Origin of the sequence: Nocardia sp. NPDC047654 (genome assembly GCF_043205035.1) — a bacterium.
Classification (GTDB): Bacteria; Actinomycetota; Actinomycetes; order Mycobacteriales; family Mycobacteriaceae; genus Nocardia.
In genome coordinates, this window is sequence record NZ_JBIDDF010000010.1 from 1 (window position 1) to 21,179 (window position 21,179).

The window sequence follows — 21,179 nt, forward strand, 5'->3', positions numbered from 1 at the left end:
CGCCCGGTCCCATTCCGAACCCGGAAGCTAAGCCTGCCAGCGCCGATGGTACTGCACTCGACAGGGTGTGGGAGAGTAGGACACCGCCGGAACATCCTTCACGAAAGGCCCTCGACACCGTCGAGGGCCTTTCGTCGTTTATCGAGCGAACCGTGTGTTTCGCAGCACGATCACAGGGAAATACAAGCGTACGCAGCGTGCGGTCGGGATCATGGATGGCGGGGAGGCCGTCCCACGCGAGCAACGGAGGTATGTATGGTCGTCGCGACGACGCCGGATCGCCCGGCGCCGGTCGAGCCCGCCACGTCGGCGCAAGCGCGTTGGTGGCGGCCGAGGCTGCCCGCGACGGCGGCGTACTTGGCGGGGCTGATCATCGTCTCGGCGATCTTCTCGGCCTTGAGCGACTCCGCGCAGACCAGGATGGTGCTGCACGCGAGCACGAATCTGCACAACCTGTTGAGCGGCCGGTTGGGAACGCTGCTGGCGAGCGCGTTCGTGATCGGTGACGCCGTCGGCTCGTGGGTCATCATCCCCTTGCTCGCCTGTTTGCTGGCCCTCGCCGAGCTGCGCTTCGGGGCGCTCAGACTGGTGCGGGTGTTTCTGGTCGGCCATGTCGGAGCCACCTTGCTCGTCGCGGCGGGTTTGTGGGTGGGCGTGCGAGCCGGGTGGGTCCCCGCGAGCATCCGCTGGGCCGAGGACGTCGGTGTCAGCTACGGGGCCATGGCGCTGGTCGGCGCGCTCGTTGCCGCGATGCCGTACCGATGGCGCGTCGCCTGGTCGACGGTGTGGTTCATCGTCGCGGTCGAGGGTGTGCTGATCGGACAGACCTTCACCCAGGCCGGGCACCTGGTGGCGCTCACGATCGGTACCGCGGTGGGATTCTTCATGATCTGGTCCAGGACGACCACCCGGCGACGGCTCACCCGGATCGAGGGCGCCCTGCTCGCCGCGAGCACGGTGCTGGCGGCGATTCTGCTCATGGGCTGACGGCAGCCGCGGTAGGGCGCTCGCCTACAGTGCTTGGGTGCGCCTAGTGATTGCTCGCTGTCAGGTCGACTACGTAGGGCGACTCACCGCCCATCTTCCGATGGCCCGAAGGCTACTGCTGATGAAAGCGGACGGCTCGGTGCTCGTGCACTCCGACGGCGGCTCGTACAAGCCGCTGAACTGGATGAGCCCACCCTGCCGGCTGGAAGAACGCAACGGTGACGCGCAGCTACCGGACGGCGCGAAGGCGCTGTGGGTCGTCACCAACAAGGCCGGCGAGGAACTTCGCATCACCATCGAGGACATCGAGCACGACTCCTCCCACGAACTCGGCGTCGACCCGGGCTTGGTGAAGGACGGGGTGGAAGCCCACCTCCAAGAGCTGCTGGCCGAGCACGTGCACACGCTCGGCGCCGGGTTCACGCTCATCCGCCGTGAGTACATGACCGCGATCGGCCCGGTGGACCTGCTGTGCCGGGATGCCGACGGCGGCACGGTGGCGGTGGAGATCAAACGGCGCGGAGAGATCGACGGCGTCGAGCAGCTCACCCGCTACCTGGAGCTGCTGAATCGGGATCCGTTGCTGGCTCCGGTCGCGGGCGTCTTCGCCGCGCAGCAGATCAAGCCGCAGGCGCGCACGCTCGCCGAGGACCGCGGCATCCGCTGCCTCACACTCGATTACGACGCCCTGCGTGGCACGGAGAGCAGCGAATTCCGCTTGTTCTGAACTCAGGGCAGTGCGGGGTGCGCACGGGCGAGTAATACCCTTGTCGCATGCCTCGCCGGAAACCGCGTTCGGATCGCTACGCCGAGCGCTCGCGGGCCGGTGGCGCGCCACTGGGAGACGTCTTCGGACGGACCGAGGCGGGTCCGGACGGTGCGGAGACATATGTGGTGCGCACCATTCCCGGCGCCCGCGCGATCAAAACCTACCGCTGCCCCGGCTGTGACCACGAGATCCCACCAGGGGTCGCCCACATCGTCGCATGGCCCGCGTACGGCGGCGAAGACGACCGCAGGCATTGGCACAGTGGGTGCTGGAACGGGCGACAGACGCGCCGGATCACTCGTCGGTGGTCCTGACGCCGCGTCGCGGAGGCATCGACGCGGGCGACGTACGGTCGAGTAGGTCGGCACCGGACGGACGAGGCCGGCCAATCGCGGAAGGACCTGTGCGTGGCCCGACCAGCAGTGGTGTCCGGAAAGCCGGACGGTGAACATTGGCGACGATTGCGACGGCAGGTGGGCAATCTCGCCGCGACTCGTCGGCTTCGAGCGCCTCGCGCTTCTCCTCGGTCGCCGGGGAACGAGCGGACGTTTCCGGGCGAGATCGAATCTCGGTTGCTCGATCCGACGGTGTGGCGCGCGTTCGTCGATGTCCTTGCGGCGTAGAGCGGCAGGATGCGGAATTAGGGAAGGCCGCCCCGGTGCGGAGCGGCCTTCGGTGATTTCGGTTGAGATCTGCTGCTGTCGCCGTTTGCTCCGACGTCAGTTGCTGATGTCGGCGCTCTCGCGCTCGTCCGAGTCGATGTCCTCGTCCTCGGTCGCGACCTCGGGGATCGCCTTCTGGCGGGAGCCGGTGACCGACTTGGTGTTGCCGCCGATCGACTTGCGCTGATCCGGAACACCGTCCAGCAGTTCGCTTTCCCGGTTGACCGCGGCGAGCATCGCGGGCACCGAGTCGAGCTGACCGCGGATACCGAGCAGCTGGGCGAGCACGCGGCCGCGCAGCACACGCATCTCCTCGGCCAGTTCCTTCGCGTGCGCGATCTTGCGCTCGGAGGTCTGAGTGGCGGAGGTGATGAGGCGGTTGGCCTCGTCGGTCGCGTCCTTGATCCGCTGGGCGGCCTCGGCGCGGCTGGTGGCTTCCAGCTCCTCCATGGCGCGAGTGAGCTTGGTGCGACGCTCGGCCATGGTGGCCTCGAAGTCCTGCTGGGTGGCCTTGCGCTTCGCGTCGGCTTCCTTCGCGATGCGGTCGGCCTCGGCCTGGGCGGCCTCGATGATCTTGGCGGACTCGGTGCGTGCGTTCGCGAGGGTCTGCTCGAATTCGATTTCGAGCGCCTCGCGCTTCTCCTTGGTCTCCGCGAGCAGCGACTCGTACTTGCCACGCATCTCGGTGGCCTGCTGCTCGGCGATCGACACCATCTCCGCGGCCTCGGCCTGGGCCAGCGCACGGACCTCGGACGCCTCGTCGGAGGCGAGCCGCAGCATTCGGGAAATGCGGTCGGACATACCTTCCGCGGTGGTCGGCGGCACCGAGAGTCGGTCGACCTCCTTACGGAGTTCGTCGATCTCGTCGCGCGCGTCTTCCAGCTGGCTGGCGAGGTTACGTGCTTGTGCCGCAGCCGCATCGCGGTCGGTGGCGGTGACTCTCAGTTCCGCGTCGAAGCGGTCGAAGTAATTACGCACCTCGTCTTGCGCATAACCCTTGCGCACAACGGTGAAGGGCAGTGCAACGAAGCGATTGCGATCGGACTCGGGTGACGACATGGCACACAAACTACAGCCTGAAGACAGCCGATGGTGACTCGACTGCGAATGTCATTCCAACGAGTTTTCCCGACCTGACGGCGATACTAGTGCGTAACATTCGCGTTCGGTTCGACCAACTCGATCAGCACACCTCCAGCATCCTTCGGGTGGATGAAATTGATGCGGGAATCGGCCGTTCCGTGCCGTGGGGCCTCGTACAGCAAACGCAGACCCTTGGCGCGCAGGTGCGCGGAGACAGCCTCGATGTCGGTCACCCGGTAGGCCAGTTGCTGCAAGCCGGGGCCGTTACGGTCGATGAACTTCGCGATGGTCGACTCCGCGTTGAGCGGAGCCAGCAACTGCAGGGCAGTGGCCCGGTCCGGTGCGCCCGGCAGCGACAGCATCGCCTCGTGCACGCCTTGGGCCTCGTTGACCTCGCGGTGGGTCTCGATCATGCCGAGGTTCTCGGCGTACCAGGCGACCGCGGTGTCCAGGTCCGGCACCGCGATGCCGACGTGGTCGACCGCGGTGACGTAGTCCGCCGGGATGAAAGACGACTGTTCGATAACGTTGCTCACCATTCGAAAGTAGCGCGACCTGGCACGGGGCGCGCGGGGCGCACCCGCTACCGTTGAGTAGAACACCTGCTCTCGTGGCGCCCCGGTGCGGGCGCGAGCAGGTCCGATCTACGAATGCGAGGCTCGTCGTGACCACTTCCGTGATCGTCTCCGGTGCGCGTACCCCGGTCGGCAAGCTGCTCGGAGGTCTGAAGGACTTCAGCGGTTCCGATCTGGGCGGGTTCGCGATCAAGGCGGCGCTGGAGAAGGGCGGTGTCGCGCCCGGCCAGGTCGACTACGTCATCATGGGCCAGGTGCTCACCGCGGGCGCGGGGCAGATCCCGGCCCGGCAGGCGGCGGTGGCCGCGGGCATCCCGATGGACGTGCCCGCCCTGACGCTGAACAAGGTCTGCCTGTCCGGCATCAACGCGATCGCCCTCGCCGATCAGCTGATCCGCGCGGGCGAGTACGAGATCGTCGTCGCGGGCGGCCAGGAGTCCATGAGCCGGGCGCCGCACCTGCTGGAGAAGAGCAGGGAGGGCTTCAAGTACGGCGATGTGACCCTGCGCGACCACATGGCCTACGACGGCCTGCACGACATCTTCACCGATCAGGCCATGGGCGCGCTCACCGAGCAGCGCAACGAGACCGACCGGATCAGCCGGGAGGACCAGGACGCGTTCGCGGCGGCTTCGCACCAGCGGGCGGCGGCGGCATGGAAGAACGGCGTCTTCGACGACGAGGTGGTCCCGGTCGCGGTGCCGCAGCGCAAGGGCGATCCCGTGCTGGTGACCACGGACGAGGGCGTTCGCGCCGACACCACCGTGGAGTCGCTGGCCAAGCTGCGTCCGGCGTTCCGCAAGGACGGCACCATCACCGCGGGCACCGCGTCGCAGATCTCCGACGGCGCCGCCGCGGTCGTGGTGATGAGCAAGGAGAAGGCGCAGTCGCTGGGGCTGAGCTGGATCGCCGAGATCGGCGCCGCCGGCGTGGTCGCCGGTCCGGACTCGACCCTGCAGGACCAGCCCGCCAACGCGATCGCCAAAGCCTGCGCTCGCGAGGGCATCTCGCCTGCCGACCTGGACCTGGTGGAGATCAACGAGGCGTTCGCCGCGGTCGGTGTCGCGTCCACCCGCAAGCTGGGCATCGACCCCGAGAAGGTGAACGTCAACGGTGGCGCGATCGCCATCGGCCACCCGCTGGGCATGTCCGGCGCCCGCATCCTGCTGCACCTGGTGCTCGAGCTGAAGCGCCGCGGCGGGGGCGTCGGCGCGGCCGCACTCTGCGGTGGCGGCGGGCAGGGCGACGCACTGATCGTCCGCGTCTGATGTTCGTGGGGTGACACCCCACGCGGAGGAATCCACCGATGGCCGTCCCGAGTGGGCGGCCATCGGTCGTTGCGCCGATTCGAATACGGCGAGACTCGCGAGCGTGCGAGAGCGCAGCTGTGGCGGATCGGTTGATGGCCTGGCTAGTGCGGATTGGCGACCGAGTCGGCAAGGAGAAGCCGGCCGGCGGTGGTTGCCCCATCTCATGCGCAGTTGGCCCGCGGTTCCGAGGGCCATCGCTCGACGCCCCGATACCGGCCCAGCGAGCAAGTTTTTCTCGCGAAGCGACGAGCACGTTCCGTTCGCGGCCCAGCTTGCGTTCGCGCTGACGCTGCATAGGGATGAAGGAGCTAGCAGCCGGGGGCCGCAACATGAAGTGTGCGACGGCCATGAACACGCGAGGGGGTGATCGAGAGCCGCCGGTTCGCGTGCTGTGTGTCGTGCGTTCGCATGCCGACGCGCCCGGCTCACCTCAGCCCCGGTTTTCGAGCGAAGCGAGACCGAGCATGTTCCGTTCGCGGCCCGGCTCGCGTCCGAGCGGCCGCCGCGTCCGCGACGCAGGCGCCAGCGGCGGTCGCTCGGACGCGAGCCACAAAGGGGCCGCGAACACGCAGCGCCGCAGGTGCTGCAAATTAGACACAGCTCACTACGACAGTGTGTAGTGCATCCGGCACAATGGGCGCATGGGCAATGTCTTCGACCTGAGCACGGTTCCCAAGCGGTTTCGATTCGTCGCGGTGCTGGAGGCGATCTCCTGGTTTCTGCTGATCATCGGGATGGTGTTCAAGCGGATTCCCGAGCCGGTGCTGTGGCCGGTCAAGGTGTTCGGCATGACGCACGGCATCGTGTTCGTGCTGTTCGTGATCACCGCGATCGTTGCCGCGCGCGAGCTGGGCTGGAGCGCCAAGACGACCGTTCTCGCGCTGCTGTCGAGCATCCCGCCGTTCTGCACGGTGCTGTTCGAGGTGTGGGCGGTGCGCTCGGGGCAGTTGGGTGAGCTGAGCAACGCCGGTTCGGCCGAGTCCGGGGCACCCGCATCCGCCACGTCGTGACAAACTGGAAGTCGTGAATCGACCAGCCGCACGCCGTCCTTCGCCCGCTGTCGCCGCCGCCATGTCCGGCGCGGTCGATCTGTCCAGCCTGAAGCAGCCCGCGGCAAGCGCGGGCGGTGCGGCAGGCGGCGACCACGCGGTGTCGGAGGCCGATTTCGAGACCAAGGTCCTGCGCCGTTCCATGCAGGTGCCCGTGGTGGTCGTGCTGTATTCGCAGCGCAGCCCGGGCAGCGTCGAACTGGTGCGGACGCTGGAGCATCTGGTGGCCGCCGACGGCGGTACCTGGGACCTGGCCACGGTCGAAGCCGAGGCCAATATGCGGATCGCGCAGGCGCTGCGGGTGCAGGGCATCCCGACGGTCATCGCGATCGCGGCCGGGCAGCCGTTGGCCGATTTCGAGGGCGCGCAACCGGAGCCGCAGGTACGGCAGTGGCTGAACGCGGTGGTCGACGCGGTCGCAGGCAAGCTGGAAGGTGGCGAGCAGCCACAGGAGCCTGCCGAGGACCCGCGTTTCGCGGCGGCCGAGGCGGCGCTGGAGCAGGGTGACCTGGCCGGCGCCGAGGCCGCCTACCAAGCGATCATCGACGCCGAGCCCGCGAACGAGGAGGCCAAGGGCGCGCTGCGCCAGCTCCGCTTCCTCGCCCGGGCACAGGAACTGCCGGAGTCGGCCATCGCGGATGCCGACGCCGACCCGTCGAACGTCGACGCCGCGATCCAGGCCGCCGATCTCGAGTTGTTCCAGCAGCGGCCCGAGGCGGCTTTCGATCGGTTGATCGCCGTCGTCAAGCGCACCTCTGGTGACGATCGCACCAAGGCGCGGACCCGCCTGCTCGAGCTGTTCGAGCTGTTCGACCAGGCCGAGCCGTTCGTCGTGGCCGCGCGCCGCAAGCTGGCCGCAGCGCTGTACTGAGTTCGCCGCGCGACGTGGTCGCGAACCGGATCGCCGCGCCGCCTGCGGTCCGGTCTAGACCGGACGCAGCCAGACCGCGCTGTGCGGCGCGAGCGTCACCGCGGCCGAGGCGGGACGGTCGTGCCACGGCTCGTCGGTCGCCAGCACCTCGCCCAGGTTGCCGAGGCCGGAGCCACCGTAGCTCTCCGCGTCGGTGTTGAGGATCTCCAGCCAGCGGCCCCGGTGCGGCAGGCCGACCCGGTACGCGTCGTGCGTCGCCCCGGAGAAGTTGTAGACGCAGGCGAGGACGGAGCCGTCGGAGCCGTAGCGCAGGAACGCCAGCACGTTGTTCGTCGGGTCGTTCGCCTCGATCCAGGCGTAGCCGCCCGGGGCGGTGTCCTGGCTCCACAGCGCGGGGTGGGCGCGGTAGACCGCGTTCAGGTCGCACACCAGCGCGGTGATGCCCTGGTGCAGCGGGTTGTCCCGTTCGTGCCAGTCCAGGCCGCGATCGTGCGACCACTCCTGGACCTGGCCGAAGTCCTGGCCCATGAACAGCAGTTGTTTACCCGGGTGGGCCCACATATAGGCCAGCAGCGATCGCACGCCCGCGGCCTTGGCGAAATCGTCGCCGGGCATCCTGGTCCAGAGCGTGCCTTTGCCGTGCACCACCTCGTCATGGCTGATCGGCAGCACGTAGTTCTCGCTCCAGGCGTAGACCAGCGAGAAGGTGATCTCGTTGTGGTGCCAGGAGCGGTGCACCGGGTCGCGGCCGAGGAACCCGAGGGTGTCGTGCATCCAGCCCATGTTCCATTTCATGGTGAAACCGAGACCGCCGACGTCGGTCCCGCGGGTGACGCCGGGCCAGGTGGTGGACTCCTCGGCGATCGTCACGACGCCGGGGTGGTGCCGATGCAGGATTTCGTTGAGGTCCTGCAGGAAGTCGACGGCCTCCAGGTTCTCCCGGCCGCCGTGCACGTTGGGCTCCCACTGACCTTCGGCGCGCGAGTAGTCGAGGTAGAGCATGGAGGCGACCGCGTCGACGCGCAGGCCGTCGATGTGGAATTCCTCGATCCAGTAGCGCGCGTTGGCGATGAGGAAGTTGCGCACCTCGCGCCTGCCGAAATCGAACACGAAGGTGCCCCAGTCGAGTTGCTCGCCCCGGCGCGGGTCGGCGTGCTCGTAGAGCGGTGTGCCGTCGAAGCGGGCCAGCGCCCATTCGTCGCGCGGGAAGTGCGCCGGGACCCAGTCCAGCAGGACGCCGATATCCGCCGCGTGCATGCGGTCGACGAACGCGCGGAAGTCGTCGGGGGAGCCGAAACGCGCCGTGGGCGCGTAGTAGGAGGTGACCTGATATCCCCAGGAGCCGCCGAACGGATGCTCGGCGATGGGGAGCAACTCGATATGGGTGTATCCGGTCGCTCGCACGTACTCGGCGAGCTGCTCGGCCAGTTCGCGGTAACCGAGGCCCGGGCGCCACGAGCCGAGATGCACCTCGTAGACGCTCATCGGGGCGCGGGTGGGGTCGGTGGCGGCGCGCCGCTCGAGCCACGCGCGGTCGTGCCACCCGTGGCGGCTTTCGGTGACCAGCGACGCGGTCGCCGGAGGGTGTTCGGTGGCGAAGGCGAGCGGGTCGGCGTGATCGACGGTCCGCCCGTCGGCGCCGTGCACGCGGTATTTGTACTTGGTGCCCGGCTCGACACCAGGGACGAAGACTTCCCAGATACCGGACGAGCCCAGCGCGCGCATCGGCGCGGTGTCACCGCTCCAGCTGTCGAAGTCGCCGAACACGGTGACGCCGCGCGCGTTCGGCGCCCACACCGCGAACGACGTGCCCGTGACCTCACCGTCGAGGGTGGTGTAGCGGCGCGGGTGCGCGCCGAGCACCTCCCACAGGCGCTCGTGACGTCCTTCGCCGATCAGGTGCAGGTCGAGTTCGCCGAGTGTGGGCAGGAAGCGGTAGCCGTCGGCGCTGATGATCGTCTGGCCGCCGGGATAGGTCGTCACGACGCGATAGTCCATGATCTCCGGGTACGGCAGCACCGCGGCGAATACGCCGTGATCCAGGGACTTCAGCGCGTGATCGACGCCGCCGACCCGCACCGACACGGTCTGCGCGTGCGGGCGCAGCACCCGCACCGCCGTGCCGTCGGGATGAGTATGCGCGCCGAGCACGGTGTGCGGGTCGGGATGGGTGCCCGCCGCGAGCAGCATGAGATCGCGCCGCTTCATCGCAAGGTCCTGCGGTAGGCCAGCTCGGTGCGAGCCTGCTGCGACACCGGGGGCAGCGCGATGATGTGCGCGACGGTATGCGCGGGGTCCAACCGCACGTAATTGGTTTGGGCCCAGTGGTATTCCTCGCCGCTGACCTCGTCGTACACCACCGGATGGTCGTGCCACTCGCGGCCGATCGCGGGCAGATCGAGCGAGAGCATGCCCCACTCGGCGCCGTAGGGGTTGAGATTCACCACGACCAGCACGGCGTCGCCGCCGACGGGGTCGATCTTGGAGTAGGCGAGCAGCGCGTCGTTGTCCACGTGATGGAAATGCAGGCAGCGCAGCTGTTGCAAGGCGGGGTGCGCCCGGCGGATCTCGTTGAGCCGGGTGAGCCACGGCTCCAGCGATTCTCCGCGCGCGAGCGCCTCGGCGAAGGGGCGCGGGCGCAGTTCGTACTTCTCCGAGTCGAGGTACTCCTCGCTGTCGGGGCGCACCGCCTGATGCTCGAACAGTTCGAAGCCGGAGTAGACGCCCCAGGTGGGGGCGAGGGTGGCGGCCAGGGCGGCGCGGATGGCGAACATCCCCGGTCCGCCGTGCTGGAGGCTCTCGTGCAGGATGTCCGGGGTGTTGACGAAAAGGTTCGGGCGGGCCTCGTCGGCCTTCGCGGCCAATTCGTTGCCGAACTCGGTGAGTTCCCACTTGGCCACCCGCCAGGTGAAATACGTGTAGGACTGGCTGAACCCGCGCCGGGCGAGTCCGTAGAGCCGGGCGGGGCGGGTGAACGCCTCGGACAGGAAGATGACGTCCGGGTCGGTGCGCCACACGTTGCCGATCAGCCACTCCCAGAAATCGGCGGGCTTGGTGTGCGGGTTGTCGACGCGGAAGATCCTGACGCCCAGATCGATCCAGTGCCGGACCACCCGCAGCACCTCGGCGTAGAGGCCGTCGGGGTCGTTGTCGAAATTGACCGGGTAGATGTCCTGGTACTTCTTCGGCGGGTTCTCCGCGTAGGCGATGGTTCCGTCGGGCAGCGTGGTGAACCACTCCGGGTGCGCCTGCACCCAGGGATGATCGGGCGCGCACTGCAAGGCGAGGTCGAGCGCCACCTCGAGGCCGAGTTCGCGGGCCGCCGCGACGAATTCGGCGAAATCGTCTTCGGTGCCCAGATCCGGATGCACGGCATCGTGGCCGCCGTGCTTCGAGCCGATGGCCCACGGCGAGCCGACGTCGCCCGGCTCGGCGGTGAGCGCGTTGTTGCGGCCCTTGCGGTTGATTTCGCCGATGGGGTGGATGGGTGGCAGGTACACCACGTCGAAACCCATGGCCGCGACGCGCGGAAGTTCCTTCGCCGCCGTGGCGAAGGTGCCGTGCACGGGTTTGCCGGTGGCGTCGCGGCCGCCGGTCGAGCGTGGGAAGAACTCGTACCAGGAGCCGTAGAGCGCGCGGTGCCGCTCGACCTGGACGATGTGCTGCGGCCCCCGGGTGACCAGGTCGCGCAGCGGCGTCGCGCGCAGGATCTCGGCGACCTCTTCGGTGAAGGCCGGTGCCACCCGTGCGGGCAGTTGGTCGTCGCCGCGCAGCGCCGCCGCGACCGCGCGTAAGCGCTGGAATTGCTTCTTGGGTACGGCCTGGGCAGCGCGATCGAACAGGCGGGCGCCCAATTCGAGGTCGTTGGCCAGATCGGCGGCGCTCTGCCCGACCGCCAGCTTCGCCTCGATCGCCGAGCGCCAGGTCGCGATCGGATCGCTCCAGCCTTCGATCCGGTAGGTCCACACTCCCGGAGCGTTGGGGGTGAAGGTCGCGTTGAAGACGTCGGGCTCGTAGTCCGGCGTCATGCGGATGCGGGAGGGCCGCGAGGCGCCGGGGCCGCGGACGACGAGGGTGGCGGCGACGGCGTCGTGCCCTTCTCGCCAGACCACGGTGCGCACCGGGAATACTTCGCCGACCACCGCCTTGGCGGGCCGGCCGCCTGGGATGGACGGTGCAGTGTCATCGATAGCGATGCGGCCGGTCACGGGACCCAACCTACCGGTAACCGGCCGTCCGGACGGGATCGGCGATCTTTTCGTGCCCCGTCCCGGCCGCCGCGGCGGCGGCTGATCCGGGTGTCGCGGTCAGCGCGCGTCGGCGGCGAGGCCGAGGCCGAGCGCGACCAGGACCGCGCCGAGCGCGCGTTCGACCCGCTGCCGGATCCCGGTGCGGCGCAGCCACGCGCCCGCGCGGTCGGCGGCCAGGACCACGCCGACGCACCACGCGGTGTCGAGCACCAACTGGATCAGCGCCAGGATCACCACGGTCGGCAGCACCGGACCGTCGGACGGAAGGAATTGCGGAAGGATCGTCAATCCGAAGACGGCCGCCTTGGGATTGGCCGCGATCGACACCAGCGAGGCGCGGAAGGCGGCGGCGGGTGTGCGACCAGCGGGGAGCATCTTCGTCATCGCACTGCCGAACTCGTCCCCACCGCGCGCACCCCGCCACGCCTGCACGCCGAGCCAGATCAGCACGAGCGCGCCGACCACGTGCACCGCCGTGTTCACGGCTCGGTTCGCGACGAGCAGGACCGACAGCCCCGCCCCACCCGCCAGCGTCCAGCCGAGCACGCCGATCTCGTTTCCGGCCACCGCCGCCAGGCCCGCGGCGCGACCGTCACGCACCGCGCGCTGGAGGAACAACGCGGTCGCCGGACCCGGCAGCACGGCGATAAGCAGGCAGGCCGTCAGGAATTGCGGAAGAACGTCGACCCAGTGCGGCATCAGCCGATGCTGTCACCTCGGCTTCCGTCGGGCCACGGATTTTCCGCGCGTGCGCGTACTGTCCGGCAATTCCGAGGTGCCCGGGTGGCCGCGGCCGGAGAGCGCCGCGCTGGTGGCCACCCGGGCTCTCACCTGACTGCCGGGACCCGCGCTTACGGCATGACCATGCAGGCGAAGCCGAGATTCATGCCGTTGCCCACCGTCATCACCGGTGAGGTCCAAGCGGGACCGGTGCCCTGCGTCGCGGAGATCGTGTGTTGCCCGGTCGCGTCGGGCATCCAGACGGTGGTCGCCTGGTTGCCGACCACCGGTGCGGGATTCGGGGAGAACGTGCCCGCGGCGTTGTCGGTGAACTGGACGGGCTCGGACGAAGGAATGTTGTCCACCGTGGCCGTCACCCGGTACTGGCAGTTGGTCCCGTAGTTCCCGAAACCGAAAGTCATTCCTTGGGCCGGGCTCGCCGTCGCCGTCGTGACCGCCGCCCCGGCGGTGGGCGCGACGAGAACGAATGCCGCCGCGAGAGCTCCGAACCCCGTGAGCGCTGCTCCAGTGCGCGACCAGCGCCGATCGCGGGCGCGATTTGGGTGTGCTGTCATCCACATCTCGATCACTCCCGTACTGATTTCGGTTGGTGCGGCCGGTTGGTCCGCACAGCTTGTGGGTTTGCCCGGCGTTCTCGGGTTCACAAGCGAGTGCGGGTCTCGATCGGGTAGCGGGAGCGGGAGCGGGTGCGCGTCGTGTGGCCGTTCTGTGACGGTAGAGCGCGTTACGCACGATCGGGTGGGCCGACCTCGTCGCGGCCCACCGGGAAACATGCTGGTCGAAAGGTTTTCCGGGGCGTGGTCACGCGGGGCGGCCGCTCCGGGCGGCGTGTAGTTTCTACCGAATGAAGGCATTGCGTCGTTTCACCGTCCGTGCCCATTTGCCCGAGCGCCTGGCGGCCCTTGGTGAGCTCGCCACGAATCTGCGCTGGTCGTGGCATCCGCCGACGCAGGATCTGTTCGCCGCGCTCGACCCGCGGCGGTGGCAGGAGATGGGGCACGATCCCGTCCGGATGCTGGGCGAGGTACCCGCGGCGCGGCTCGACGAGCTGGCCGCCGATGCCGGCTATGTCGCGCGTGTCGACGCCGCGGCGGCGGAGTTGCGCGACTATCTGGCTGCGCCGGGCTGGTTCCAGCGCCGGGCGGGGGAGGAGGGGGTGCAGGGCATCGCCTACTTCTCGATGGAGTTCGGCGTCACCGAGGTGCTGCCGAACTACTCGGGCGGCCTCGGCATCCTGGCAGGCGACCATTTGAAGGGCGCCTCCGACCTCGGCCTGCCGCTGATCGGGGTGGGATTGCTGTACCGCTCTGGTTACTTCCGGCAGTCGCTGACGACCGACGGCTGGCAGGCCGAGCACTATCCGGCGCTGGACCCGCAGGGCTTGCCGTTGCGGGCGCTCACCTCCGACGGCTCGCCGGTGCTCATCCATGTGGCGATGCCCGACCGCAGGGTGCTGCGTGCGCGGGTGTGGATCGCCCAGGTGGGCCGGGTTCCGCTGTTGCTGCTGGACTCCGACATCGCCGAGAACGACCCGGAGTTGCGCGCGGTCACCGACCGGCTCTACGGCGGCGATCAGGAGCATCGCATCCGCCAGGAGATCCTCGCGGGCATCGGCGGTGTACGGGCGGTGCGCGCGTACACCGCGTCGGCGGGGCTGCCCGATCCCGACGTGTTCCACATGAACGAAGGCCACGCGGGCTTCCTCGGAGTGGAGCGCATCCGCGAATTCGTCGCGGCGGGGCAGGATTTCGATTCCGCACTCGCCGCCGTGCGGGCGGGCACGGTGTTCACCACGCATACACCGGTCCCGGCGGGCATCGATCGGTTCCCTATGCCGATGGTGCGGCGCTACTTCGGCGGTGCGCACGGAGAATCCGAATCCGCCCTGCTGCCCGGTCTTTCGGTGGACCGCATCGTGGCGCTCGGCCGGGAAGCCGACCCCTCCGTCTTCAATATGGCGCACATGGGTCTGCGACTGGCGCAGCGCGCCAATGGTGTCTCGAAGCTGCACGGCGCGGTGAGCCGGTCGATGTTCGCCTCGCTGTGGCCGGGTTTCGACCCGGCGGAGGTGCCGATCGGTTCGGTCACCAACGGCGTGCACGCCACCACGTGGGCCGCGCGCGAATGGGTGGACAAGGCACGCGAGCACATCGGCGCGGAACTGCTCGAGGAGGGGCGCGGCTGGGAACGGCTGCGCGACGTCGATCTCACCGAGCTGTGGTCCACTCGTAACTCCCTGCGCGGCATCCTCGTCGACGAGGTGCGCCGCAGGGTGCGCGCGTCCTGGTTGGAACGCGGCGCCGCGGAGGCCGAACTCGGCTGGGTGAACGGGGTCTTCGACCCGAATGTGCTGACCGTCGGATTCGCCCGCCGGGTGCCGACCTACAAGCGCCTGACTCTCATGCTGCGCGACCCGCAGCGGCTGCGTGCCCTGCTGCTGGACCCGCGGCGGCCGATGCAGCTGGTCGTCGCGGGCAAGAGCCACCCGGCCGATGACGGCGGCAAGGCGCTCATCCAGCAGGTGGTCCGCTTCGCCGACGATCCCGAGGTGCGGCACCGGATCGTCTTCCTGCCGGACTACGACATGTCGATGGCGCGCTACCTGTACTGGGGTTGCGACGTCTGGCTGAACAACCCGCTGCGCCCGCTCGAGGCGTGCGGCACCTCCGGCATGAAATCCGCGCTGAACGGCGGGCTCAATCTGTCCATCCGGGACGGCTGGTGGGACGAGATGTACGACGGCGAGAACGGATGGTCGATTCCGACCGCGGAGGGCGTCCGCGACGAGCACCGCCGCGACGATCTGGAGGCCGCCGCGCTCTACGACCTGTTCGAGCGGGCGGTGGCGCCGCGCTTCTACGAGCGCGACGCGTCCGGGATGCCGGTGCGCTGGGTCGAGATGGTTCGCCACACTTTGCAGACCTTGGGACCGAAGGTCCTGGCTTCCCGGATGGTGCGCGACTACGCCGTGGAGTACTACGCTCCCGCCGCCGCGGCTCATCAGCGGGCGACGGCCGACGATTTCGCCGTCGCGCGGGCCGTCGCCGAGTACCGGCACCGGGTCGAGTCGGCCTGGCCCTCGGTCAAGGTGATCCAGGTCGACAGCGCGGGGCTGCCGGACACGCCGGTCATCGGGGCGCGGCTGTCGCTGACCGCGCGGGTCGAGCTCGGCGGATTGAGCGTGCCCGACGTGGTGGTGCAGGCGGTGCTCGGCCGGGTGTCGGCGACCGACGACCTCTCCGACACCACGACGGTCCCGATGACGCACACGGGGTCCGACGCCGGCGCCGAGCTGTTCACCGTCGACACTCCGCTGCCGCTGTCCGGTGCGGTCGGCTACACCGTGCGCGTGCTGCCGCACAACGAGCTGCTGGCCTCCGACGCCGAACTCGGGTTGGTCTCCGCGCCGAGCGCCTAGTCCCGGTGGCGCCGGTCACGATGGCGCCACCGCGGGTTGCCCCAGGTAGTGAACCGTCGGTTACCGTGCCCTTGGCATGCCCCGATTCGTTCCTCGACTGGAGTCACCCATGGTCACCGACGTTCTGCACCGGACTCGAGGACGCCTCGACGGGTACTTCGGCGTCCGCTCGAACGGCTCGACCGTCAAGCGCGAACTCATGGCGGGCACGGTCACGTTCCTGGCCATGTCCTATGTCCTCGCGGTGAATCCAGCGGTGCTCGGCGACCAGGGCGCTCTGGGCGACAAGGGCATCCCGATGCAGGCGGTGTTCACCGCCACCGCCGTCGCGGCGGTGTTCGGCACGCTGGTCATGGGGCTGTGGGCCCGGTATCCGATCGCGCTCGCACCGGGTATGGGACTCAACGCGTTCTTCGCGTACACGGTGGTGCTCGAGATGGGGATTCCGTGGCAGGTGGCGCTGTCGGGCACGTTCCTGTCCGGCGTCATCTTCTTCGTCCTCGCCGTGACCAAGGTGCGCGAACGCATCCTCAACGCGATCCCGATGCAGCTGAAGCTCGCCGTCGGCGCAGGTATCGGGCTGTTCGTGGCCTTCCTCGGCCTGAAGAACGCCGGGATCGTGGTGAACAGCGAGGCGACGCTGGTCACGCTGGGTGACTTCACCAAAGGAACTACGCTGCTCGCGCTGTTCGGACTGCTGGTGACCGTGGTGTTCCTGGTGCGGGGCTGGCACGGCGCGGTGCTCTACGGCATCGTGCTGACCACGATCGTCGGTATCGTGAGCGGCTTGGTCGATGTGCCCAAGGGCGTGTTCGCCGCGCCACAGGGGCTCGAGCACACCTTCGGTCAGGCGATCGTCCATCTGCCCGACGCGTTCACCGGCCAGATGGCCGTGGTGGTGCTGACCATGCTGTTCGTCGACTTCTTCGATGCCTCGGGCACCCTGATCGGCGTCGCGAACCAGGCGGGCCTGCTGGACGAGAAGGGCAAGCTGCCGCGTGCCGCGAGCGCGCTGGCGGCGGACTCGGTGGGCACCATGGCAGGCGCGGTCATCGGCACCTCGACCACGACCGCCTACGTGGAATCGACCGCGGGCGTCTCGGCGGGCGGCCGGACCGGGCTGACCGCCGTCACCACCGCGGGCTGGTTCCTCGTCGCGATGTTCTGCTATCCGATCTTCGCGGTGGTCGCGGGCTCGGGTGAGGTGACCGCGCCCGCGCTCATCGTGGTCGGCATCCTCATGGCCCGGGCGCTGGGCCAGATCGACTGGAACCGTCTCGAGTACTCGGTGCCCGCGTTCGTCACCGTCGTGATGATGCCGCTGACGTACTCCATCGCCAACGGCCTTGCCATGGGCATGCTGCTGTATCCGGTGGTCATGGCGGCCAAGGGCCGGATCAAGGACGTGCACCCGGCGATGTGGGCGTTGATGCTGGTGTTCCTCGGCTACTTCTTCTTCCTCGCGGAGTAACCCTCCGCTCGCTTGCGCGCTGAACCGTCCTTCCCGCCCGAACGTGGAATACACCGAAAGGTCGGGCCGTTGGCACCTTCGTGCGATAATCGGACCGTAGTCCGTTTATTTGCAGAGCTAACGATTGTGCCCCGAACGACAGCACAGGGATGAGGACCAGCATGACCATGAGATCCGTACTCGACAGAACCGGCACCGACACCGAGCTGGACGGCATCGCGACCGACATCGGCCTGCTGATCGTGCGAGTCTTCTTCGGCGGCTTGCTCGCGGCACACGGCGCGCAGAAACTCTTCGGCTGGTGGGGCGGCCCGGGCCTGCAGGCCAACGCGGACGGCTTCGAGCAGATGGGATACAACCCGGGCAAGGTGTTCGGCACCCTGGCGGGCCTGACCGAACTCGGTGGTGGCCTGCTCCTGCTGCTCGGTCTGCTGACGCCGCTGGCCGGTGCGATCGTGGTGGGCACGATGATCAACGCGATCAACGCCACCTGGGCCGGTGGTCTGCTGGGCGGATACGAAATGGGCCTGCTGTTCGCGGTGGTCGGTGCTGCGCTGCCCTTCACCGGGCCCGGCAAGTTCTCGTTGGACGCCGGGCGTCCGTGGGGTCGTCACGGATTCGTGTGGGGAGTCGGCGCGCTGATTCTCGCGGTCGTGACGGGCGCGCTCACGCTGATCCTGAAGTGGGCTCTCTGAATCTCCGGCACAGCCGGGTCAGCGGCGCGGTGACCTCGGTCGCCGCGCCGCGGTCGTTTGTCGTGTCACACCGCGGACTGCCGGATCGTCGTTGTGTTGTCGCAGCACTTGTCGACCGAGCGAGGAGAAACGATGGCCGTGGAAATCAGCAACCCCCGTGAACTGCACGATCCGACCGGATTCGGCTACAGCCATGTGGCGGTGGCGCGCGGAGAGCTGGTGTTCATCGCCGGGCAGTACGACTCGGACGCCGAAGGGCACACCACGAGCGCCGATTTCGCGGTGCAGGTGGACAACGCCTTCGCCAACCTCGGAATCGCCTTGCGCTCCGCGGGAGTGGACTACGCCGACGTCGCGCAGTTGCGGACGCACATCGTCGGCCACGACCTGGAGAAGCTGGCGGTGCTGGGCAAGAAGATCACCGCGATCTGGGGTGATCGCCCGCCCGCGCAGACGCTGACCGGAGTGGCGGCACTCGCGTTGCCGGGCATGCTGTTCGAGGTCGACGCGGTGGCCGTGCGCTGAAACGCCGCTGCCGGGCCGGGATCCGGTGATGTCCCCGCGCCGTGTGCGGAGCCGGCGCGGGGACCGGCCGATATCACACCGTCGCCGCGGCGGACAGCCGGCGCAAGGCCTTGACCACGACCTCCGGGTCGGCCGTCTCCCAGTACGGCGGCAGCGACGCGCGCAGGTAGCCGCCATAGCGGGCGGTGGCGAGGCGGGAATCGAGGATGGCGACCACGCCGCGATCGTCGACGCTGCGCAGCAGGCGTCCGGTGCCCTGCGCGAGCAGCAGAGCCGCGTGGCTGGCGGCTACCGTCATGAACCCGTTTCCGCCCCGCATCTCCACGGCACGCTGCCGGGCCGCCAGCAGCGGATCGTCCGGCCGGGGGAAGGGAATGCGGTCGAGGATCACCAGGCTCAGCGACGGTCCGGGCACGTCGACGCCCTGCCACAGCGACAGCGTGCCGAACAGGGAAGTTTCCGGATCGTCGGCGAATTTGCGGACCAACGCGCCCGTCGAGTCGTCGCCCTGGCACAACACCGGGGTCTGCAACCGTGGGCGCAGCGCGTCGGTGGCCGCGCGGGCGGCGCGCATCGAGGAGAACAAGCCGAGGGTGCGCCCACCCGCCGCGGTGATGAGCCGCTCGATCTCGTCCAGGTAGGCCGGTGCGAGCCCGTCGCGGCCCGGCGCGGGCAGGTGCTTGGCGACGTAGAGGATGCCGGACTTGGCGTGGTCGAACGGTGAGCCGACATCGAGCGAACTCCAGCGCACGGTCTCGGCGTCCGATGGCGGCTGGGCCCCGTTCGCGGCGGCCGGATCGGTGCGATTGCCCGACTGCGCGGGCAGGCCCCAGGTCACCGCAAGGCCGTCGAAGGAACCGCCGATCTGCAACGTGGCGGAGGTCAGCACGACGGTCGCGGTGCCGAAGAGCCTGCTGCGCAGCAGCCCGCCCACCGACAGCGGCGCCATCCGCAGCGAGCGGCGCACCACGCCGCGGATCTCGTCGGCGGCCAGCCAGATGACGTCCCGGCGCGCGGCGGGATCGGGCTCGTCGAACGCCGTCAGCGCGCGGACCGCGCTGTCGTGCACCTCGTCCAGCGCGGCCACTGCCATGGTGCGGGCGGCGGAGGTCTCCGGATCGCCCTGCGCGGTGGTGCTACCCGGAGGCGCGAGCGCGGTGCGCGCGTTCCAGGCGGCATCGCGGATCAGGGCCAGCACCGGGGCGACGCCGTCGGGCAGGGTGTCCCACCGGGCGGCGGGCAGCTCGTCCAGCACGGTGTGCCAGGCCTCGGCGGCGCCCTCCAGGCGGTCCACCTCCTGCTCGTCGATGAGCTTGGCGCAGCGCCGGGCCGCCGCGCTGATCGCGGCGGAGGCCAGTTCGGCGGTGGCCACGCCGGTGACCCGGTCGACCAGCTCGTGCGCCTCGTCGATGACCACCACATCGTGCTCGGGCAGCACCTGGATGCCGCTGATCGCGTCGATGGCCAGCAGCGCGTGGTTGGTCACCACCACATCGGCCTGCGCAGACTCGGTCCTGGCGCGCTCGGCGAAGCAATCCTGGCCGAAGGAGCAGCGCGACTTGCCGAGGCATTCCCGCGACGACACGCTGACCTGCCGCCAGGCGCGATCGCTCACCCCGGGGGCCAGTTCGTCGCGGTCACCGGTCTCCGTGTCGGAGGTCCACTCGTTGAGCCGTTGCACTTCGCGGCCGAGGCGGGAGATCGCGAACGCGTCGAACAGCTCCGCCTCGGCGGGCTCGTCGGGAATCGCGCTGTTGATCTTGTTCAAGCACAGATAGTTGTTGCGCCCCTTGAGGATCGCGAACTTCGGCGTACGCCCCAGCGGCGCGCTCAGCGCGTCGGCCAGCCGGGGGAGATCGCGGTCGACCAGCTGCCGCTGCAGCGCGATCGTCGCGGTGGAGACCACCACGGTGCGGCCGGTGCGCACGGCGTGGCGCAGGCTCGGCACCAGATACGCCAGCGACTTGCCGGTGCCCGTCCCGGCCTGCACCGCGAGGTGTTCCTTGGTGTCGATCGCGTGGTCGACCGCGGCGGCCATCGTTGTCTGCCCGGCGCGCTCCTTGCCGCCGAGCGCCTGCACTGCGGTGGCCAAAAGGTCGGAAACGGGCGGAAGTTCGGGCACGCGAGCAGCCTACTCGTCGCCTCCGACAGGGCAGGACGGTCGCCGAGACCGGGCGGTCTATCGGTTGACGCTCCCCTCCAGGTCGACGCCCGCCCCGCGCATGCGGTCCAGCGCGGCGGCGACCGTATCGGGGGCGACACCCGCGGTGAGGTCGAGCAGGACGCGGGTGTCGAAACCCTCGATGCGCGCGTCCAGCGCGGTGGCGCGCACGCAATGGTCGGTCGCGATACCGACTACGTCGACCGCGTCGACGCCGCGTTCGCGCAGCCAGTCGGCCAGCCCGGTGCCGTCCTCGGTCGTGCCCTCGAACCCGGAGTAGGCCGCCGAGTACTCGCCCTTGGAGAAGATCGCCTGGACGCCCCCGGTGGCCAGCGCCGGGTGGAAATCGGCGCCCGGCGTGCCGACCAGGCAGTGCGGCGGCCAGGTGTCGACGTAGTCGGGCGCGTCGGAGAAGTGCGCGCCGGGATCGACGTGATAGTCCCGGGTCGCGACGATCGCGCCGTACTTCGCCGCCGTGAGGTACTCGCTGATCCGGGCCGCCACGGCGGCTCCGCCGGTGACCGCGAGTGAACCGCCCTCGCAGAAATCGTTCTGGACGTCGACGATGATCAGTGCCCGGGTCATGATGACCTCCCGCGGTGTGCTGAATGA

At 69.2% G+C, this 21,179-nt stretch carries 18 protein-coding genes and 1 rRNA gene; 11 read left to right on the forward strand and 8 right to left on the reverse strand.

Annotation, left to right across the window (positions count from 1 at the left end; genetic code table 11):
* The 4 genes from rrf to ACGF7Y_RS23245 all read left to right on the forward strand — a co-directional run.
* A 5S ribosomal RNA gene (gene rrf, locus ACGF7Y_RS23230) occupies positions 1-92 on the forward strand; the annotation flags it as partial.
* A gap of 163 nt (positions 93-255) precedes the next feature.
* The gene (locus tag ACGF7Y_RS23235) at positions 256-987 is read left to right on the forward strand and encodes a rhomboid-like protein (protein ID WP_393236674.1); all 732 of its coding nucleotides are present in this window, start codon (positions 256-258) and stop codon (positions 985-987) included.
* A 37-nt stretch (positions 988-1,024) separates the two neighbouring features.
* Positions 1,025-1,714 (forward strand): endonuclease NucS, encoded by a 690-nt coding sequence (gene nucS / locus ACGF7Y_RS23240; RefSeq protein WP_393236675.1) that lies wholly within the window; start codon positions 1,025-1,027, stop codon positions 1,712-1,714.
* Between the two features lie 47 nt (positions 1,715-1,761).
* Positions 1,762-2,070 carry an ATP/GTP-binding protein gene (locus ACGF7Y_RS23245; protein WP_357132588.1) on the forward strand — a complete coding sequence of 103 codons (309 nt, stop codon included), beginning with the start codon at positions 1,762-1,764 and terminating at the stop codon, positions 2,068-2,070.
* A 405-nt stretch (positions 2,071-2,475) separates the two neighbouring features.
* Here ACGF7Y_RS23245 and ACGF7Y_RS23250 read toward each other — a convergent pair whose 3' ends face one another.
* Both ACGF7Y_RS23250 and mce read right to left on the reverse strand, forming a co-directional pair.
* Positions 2,476-3,477, reverse strand: coding sequence for a hypothetical protein (locus tag ACGF7Y_RS23250; protein ID WP_062971743.1), 1,002 nt, complete (start codon positions 3,475-3,477; stop codon positions 2,476-2,478).
* Positions 3,478-3,563: 86 nt separating this feature from the next.
* Positions 3,564-4,037, reverse strand: coding sequence for a methylmalonyl-CoA epimerase (mce, locus tag ACGF7Y_RS23255; protein WP_309247347.1), 474 nt, complete (start codon positions 4,035-4,037; stop codon positions 3,564-3,566).
* A 128-nt stretch (positions 4,038-4,165) separates the two neighbouring features.
* On the opposite strand from mce, the gene ACGF7Y_RS23260 reads away from it, so the two are divergent.
* From ACGF7Y_RS23260 to ACGF7Y_RS23270, 3 genes are all read left to right on the forward strand, one after another.
* Positions 4,166-5,344, forward strand: a complete 1,179-nt coding sequence (locus tag ACGF7Y_RS23260; RefSeq protein WP_393236676.1) for an acetyl-CoA C-acetyltransferase — start codon at positions 4,166-4,168, stop codon at positions 5,342-5,344.
* Positions 5,345-6,027: 683 nt separating this feature from the next.
* Positions 6,028-6,396 carry a DUF3817 domain-containing protein gene (locus tag ACGF7Y_RS23265; protein WP_393236677.1) on the forward strand — a complete coding sequence of 123 codons (369 nt, stop codon included), beginning with the start codon at positions 6,028-6,030 and terminating at the stop codon, positions 6,394-6,396.
* Positions 6,397-6,457: 61 nt separating this feature from the next.
* A complete protein-coding gene (locus ACGF7Y_RS23270) occupies positions 6,458-7,306 on the forward strand; it encodes a tetratricopeptide repeat protein (protein WP_393236856.1) in 849 nt (282 codons plus the stop codon).
* A gap of 54 nt (positions 7,307-7,360) precedes the next feature.
* Here ACGF7Y_RS23270 and glgB read toward each other — a convergent pair whose 3' ends face one another.
* The 4 genes from glgB to ACGF7Y_RS23290 all read right to left on the reverse strand — a co-directional run bounded on the left by glgB (position 7,361) and on the right by ACGF7Y_RS23290 (position 12,851).
* Entirely contained in the window at positions 7,361-9,514 is a 2,154-nt protein-coding gene (gene glgB / locus ACGF7Y_RS23275; protein WP_393236678.1) for a 1,4-alpha-glucan branching protein GlgB, read from the reverse strand.
* Entirely contained in the window at positions 9,511-11,514 is a 2,004-nt protein-coding gene (locus ACGF7Y_RS23280) for a maltotransferase domain-containing protein (protein ID WP_393236679.1), read from the reverse strand. Before ACGF7Y_RS23280 ends, glgB begins: the two co-directional genes overlap by 4 nt.
* A 99-nt stretch (positions 11,515-11,613) precedes the next feature.
* Complete coding sequence (locus ACGF7Y_RS23285) at positions 11,614-12,255, reverse strand: LysE family translocator (protein WP_393236680.1); 642 nt, start codon at positions 12,253-12,255, stop codon at positions 11,614-11,616.
* A 152-nt stretch (positions 12,256-12,407) separates the two neighbouring features.
* Positions 12,408-12,851, reverse strand: a complete 444-nt coding sequence (locus tag ACGF7Y_RS23290; RefSeq protein WP_393236681.1) for a hypothetical protein — start codon at positions 12,849-12,851, stop codon at positions 12,408-12,410.
* Between the two features lie 290 nt (positions 12,852-13,141).
* Between ACGF7Y_RS23290 and glgP the strand changes: the two genes are divergently transcribed.
* The 4 genes from glgP (at position 13,142) to ACGF7Y_RS23310 (ending at position 18,406) form a co-directional block, all read left to right on the forward strand.
* Entirely contained in the window at positions 13,142-15,715 is a 2,574-nt protein-coding gene (gene glgP / locus ACGF7Y_RS23295) for an alpha-glucan family phosphorylase (RefSeq protein WP_393236682.1), read from the forward strand.
* Between the two features lie 109 nt (positions 15,716-15,824).
* A complete protein-coding gene (locus ACGF7Y_RS23300; protein ID WP_393236683.1) occupies positions 15,825-17,186 on the forward strand; it encodes an NCS2 family permease in 1,362 nt (453 codons plus the stop codon).
* Positions 17,187-17,347: 161 nt separating this feature from the next.
* Positions 17,348-17,881 carry a DoxX family protein gene (locus tag ACGF7Y_RS23305; protein WP_393236684.1) on the forward strand — a complete coding sequence of 178 codons (534 nt, stop codon included), beginning with the start codon at positions 17,348-17,350 and terminating at the stop codon, positions 17,879-17,881.
* 132 nt (positions 17,882-18,013) lie between these two features.
* The gene (locus ACGF7Y_RS23310) at positions 18,014-18,406 is read left to right on the forward strand and encodes a RidA family protein (protein ID WP_393236685.1); all 393 of its coding nucleotides are present in this window, start codon (positions 18,014-18,016) and stop codon (positions 18,404-18,406) included.
* Positions 18,407-18,479: 73 nt separating this feature from the next.
* Here ACGF7Y_RS23310 and ACGF7Y_RS23315 read toward each other — a convergent pair whose 3' ends face one another.
* Entirely contained in the window at positions 18,480-20,528 is a 2,049-nt protein-coding gene (locus tag ACGF7Y_RS23315) for an ATP-dependent DNA helicase (RefSeq protein ID WP_393236686.1), read from the reverse strand.
* 57 nt (positions 20,529-20,585) lie between these two features.
* The gene (locus ACGF7Y_RS23320; protein WP_393236687.1) at positions 20,586-21,152 is read right to left on the reverse strand and encodes a nicotinamidase; all 567 of its coding nucleotides are present in this window, start codon (positions 21,150-21,152) and stop codon (positions 20,586-20,588) included.
* Between the last annotated feature and the right edge of the window lie 27 nt (positions 21,153-21,179).

What these genes read in the sequence shown, in the direction of transcription:
- ACGF7Y_RS23235 (WP_393236674.1), top strand. Translation starts at nt 256, where the DNA reads ATGGTCGTCGCGACGACGCCGGATCGCCCGGCGCCGGTCGAGCCCGCC.
- ACGF7Y_RS23245 (WP_357132588.1), top strand. Translation starts at nt 1,762, where the DNA reads ATGCCTCGCCGGAAACCGCGTTCGGATCGCTACGCCGAGCGCTCGCGG.
- ACGF7Y_RS23250 (WP_062971743.1), bottom strand. Translation starts at nt 3,477, where the DNA reads ATGTCGTCACCCGAGTCCGATCGCAATCGCTTCGTTGCACTGCCCTTC.
- ACGF7Y_RS23265 (WP_393236677.1), top strand. Translation starts at nt 6,028, where the DNA reads ATGGGCAATGTCTTCGACCTGAGCACGGTTCCCAAGCGGTTTCGATTC.
- ACGF7Y_RS23270 (WP_393236856.1), top strand. Translation starts at nt 6,458, where the DNA reads ATGTCCGGCGCGGTCGATCTGTCCAGCCTGAAGCAGCCCGCGGCAAGC.
- glgB (WP_393236678.1), bottom strand. Translation starts at nt 9,514, where the DNA reads ATGAAGCGGCGCGATCTCATGCTGCTCGCGGCGGGCACCCATCCCGAC.
- ACGF7Y_RS23285 (WP_393236680.1), bottom strand. Translation starts at nt 12,255, where the DNA reads ATGCCGCACTGGGTCGACGTTCTTCCGCAATTCCTGACGGCCTGCCTG.
- ACGF7Y_RS23290 (WP_393236681.1), bottom strand. Translation starts at nt 12,851, where the DNA reads ATGACAGCACACCCAAATCGCGCCCGCGATCGGCGCTGGTCGCGCACT.
- glgP (WP_393236682.1), top strand. Translation starts at nt 13,142, where the DNA reads ATGAAGGCATTGCGTCGTTTCACCGTCCGTGCCCATTTGCCCGAGCGC.
- ACGF7Y_RS23300 (WP_393236683.1), top strand. Translation starts at nt 15,825, where the DNA reads ATGGTCACCGACGTTCTGCACCGGACTCGAGGACGCCTCGACGGGTAC.
- ACGF7Y_RS23305 (WP_393236684.1), top strand. Translation starts at nt 17,348, where the DNA reads ATGACCATGAGATCCGTACTCGACAGAACCGGCACCGACACCGAGCTG.
- ACGF7Y_RS23310 (WP_393236685.1), top strand. Translation starts at nt 18,014, where the DNA reads ATGGCCGTGGAAATCAGCAACCCCCGTGAACTGCACGATCCGACCGGA.
- ACGF7Y_RS23320 (WP_393236687.1), bottom strand. Translation starts at nt 21,152, where the DNA reads ATGACCCGGGCACTGATCATCGTCGACGTCCAGAACGATTTCTGCGAG.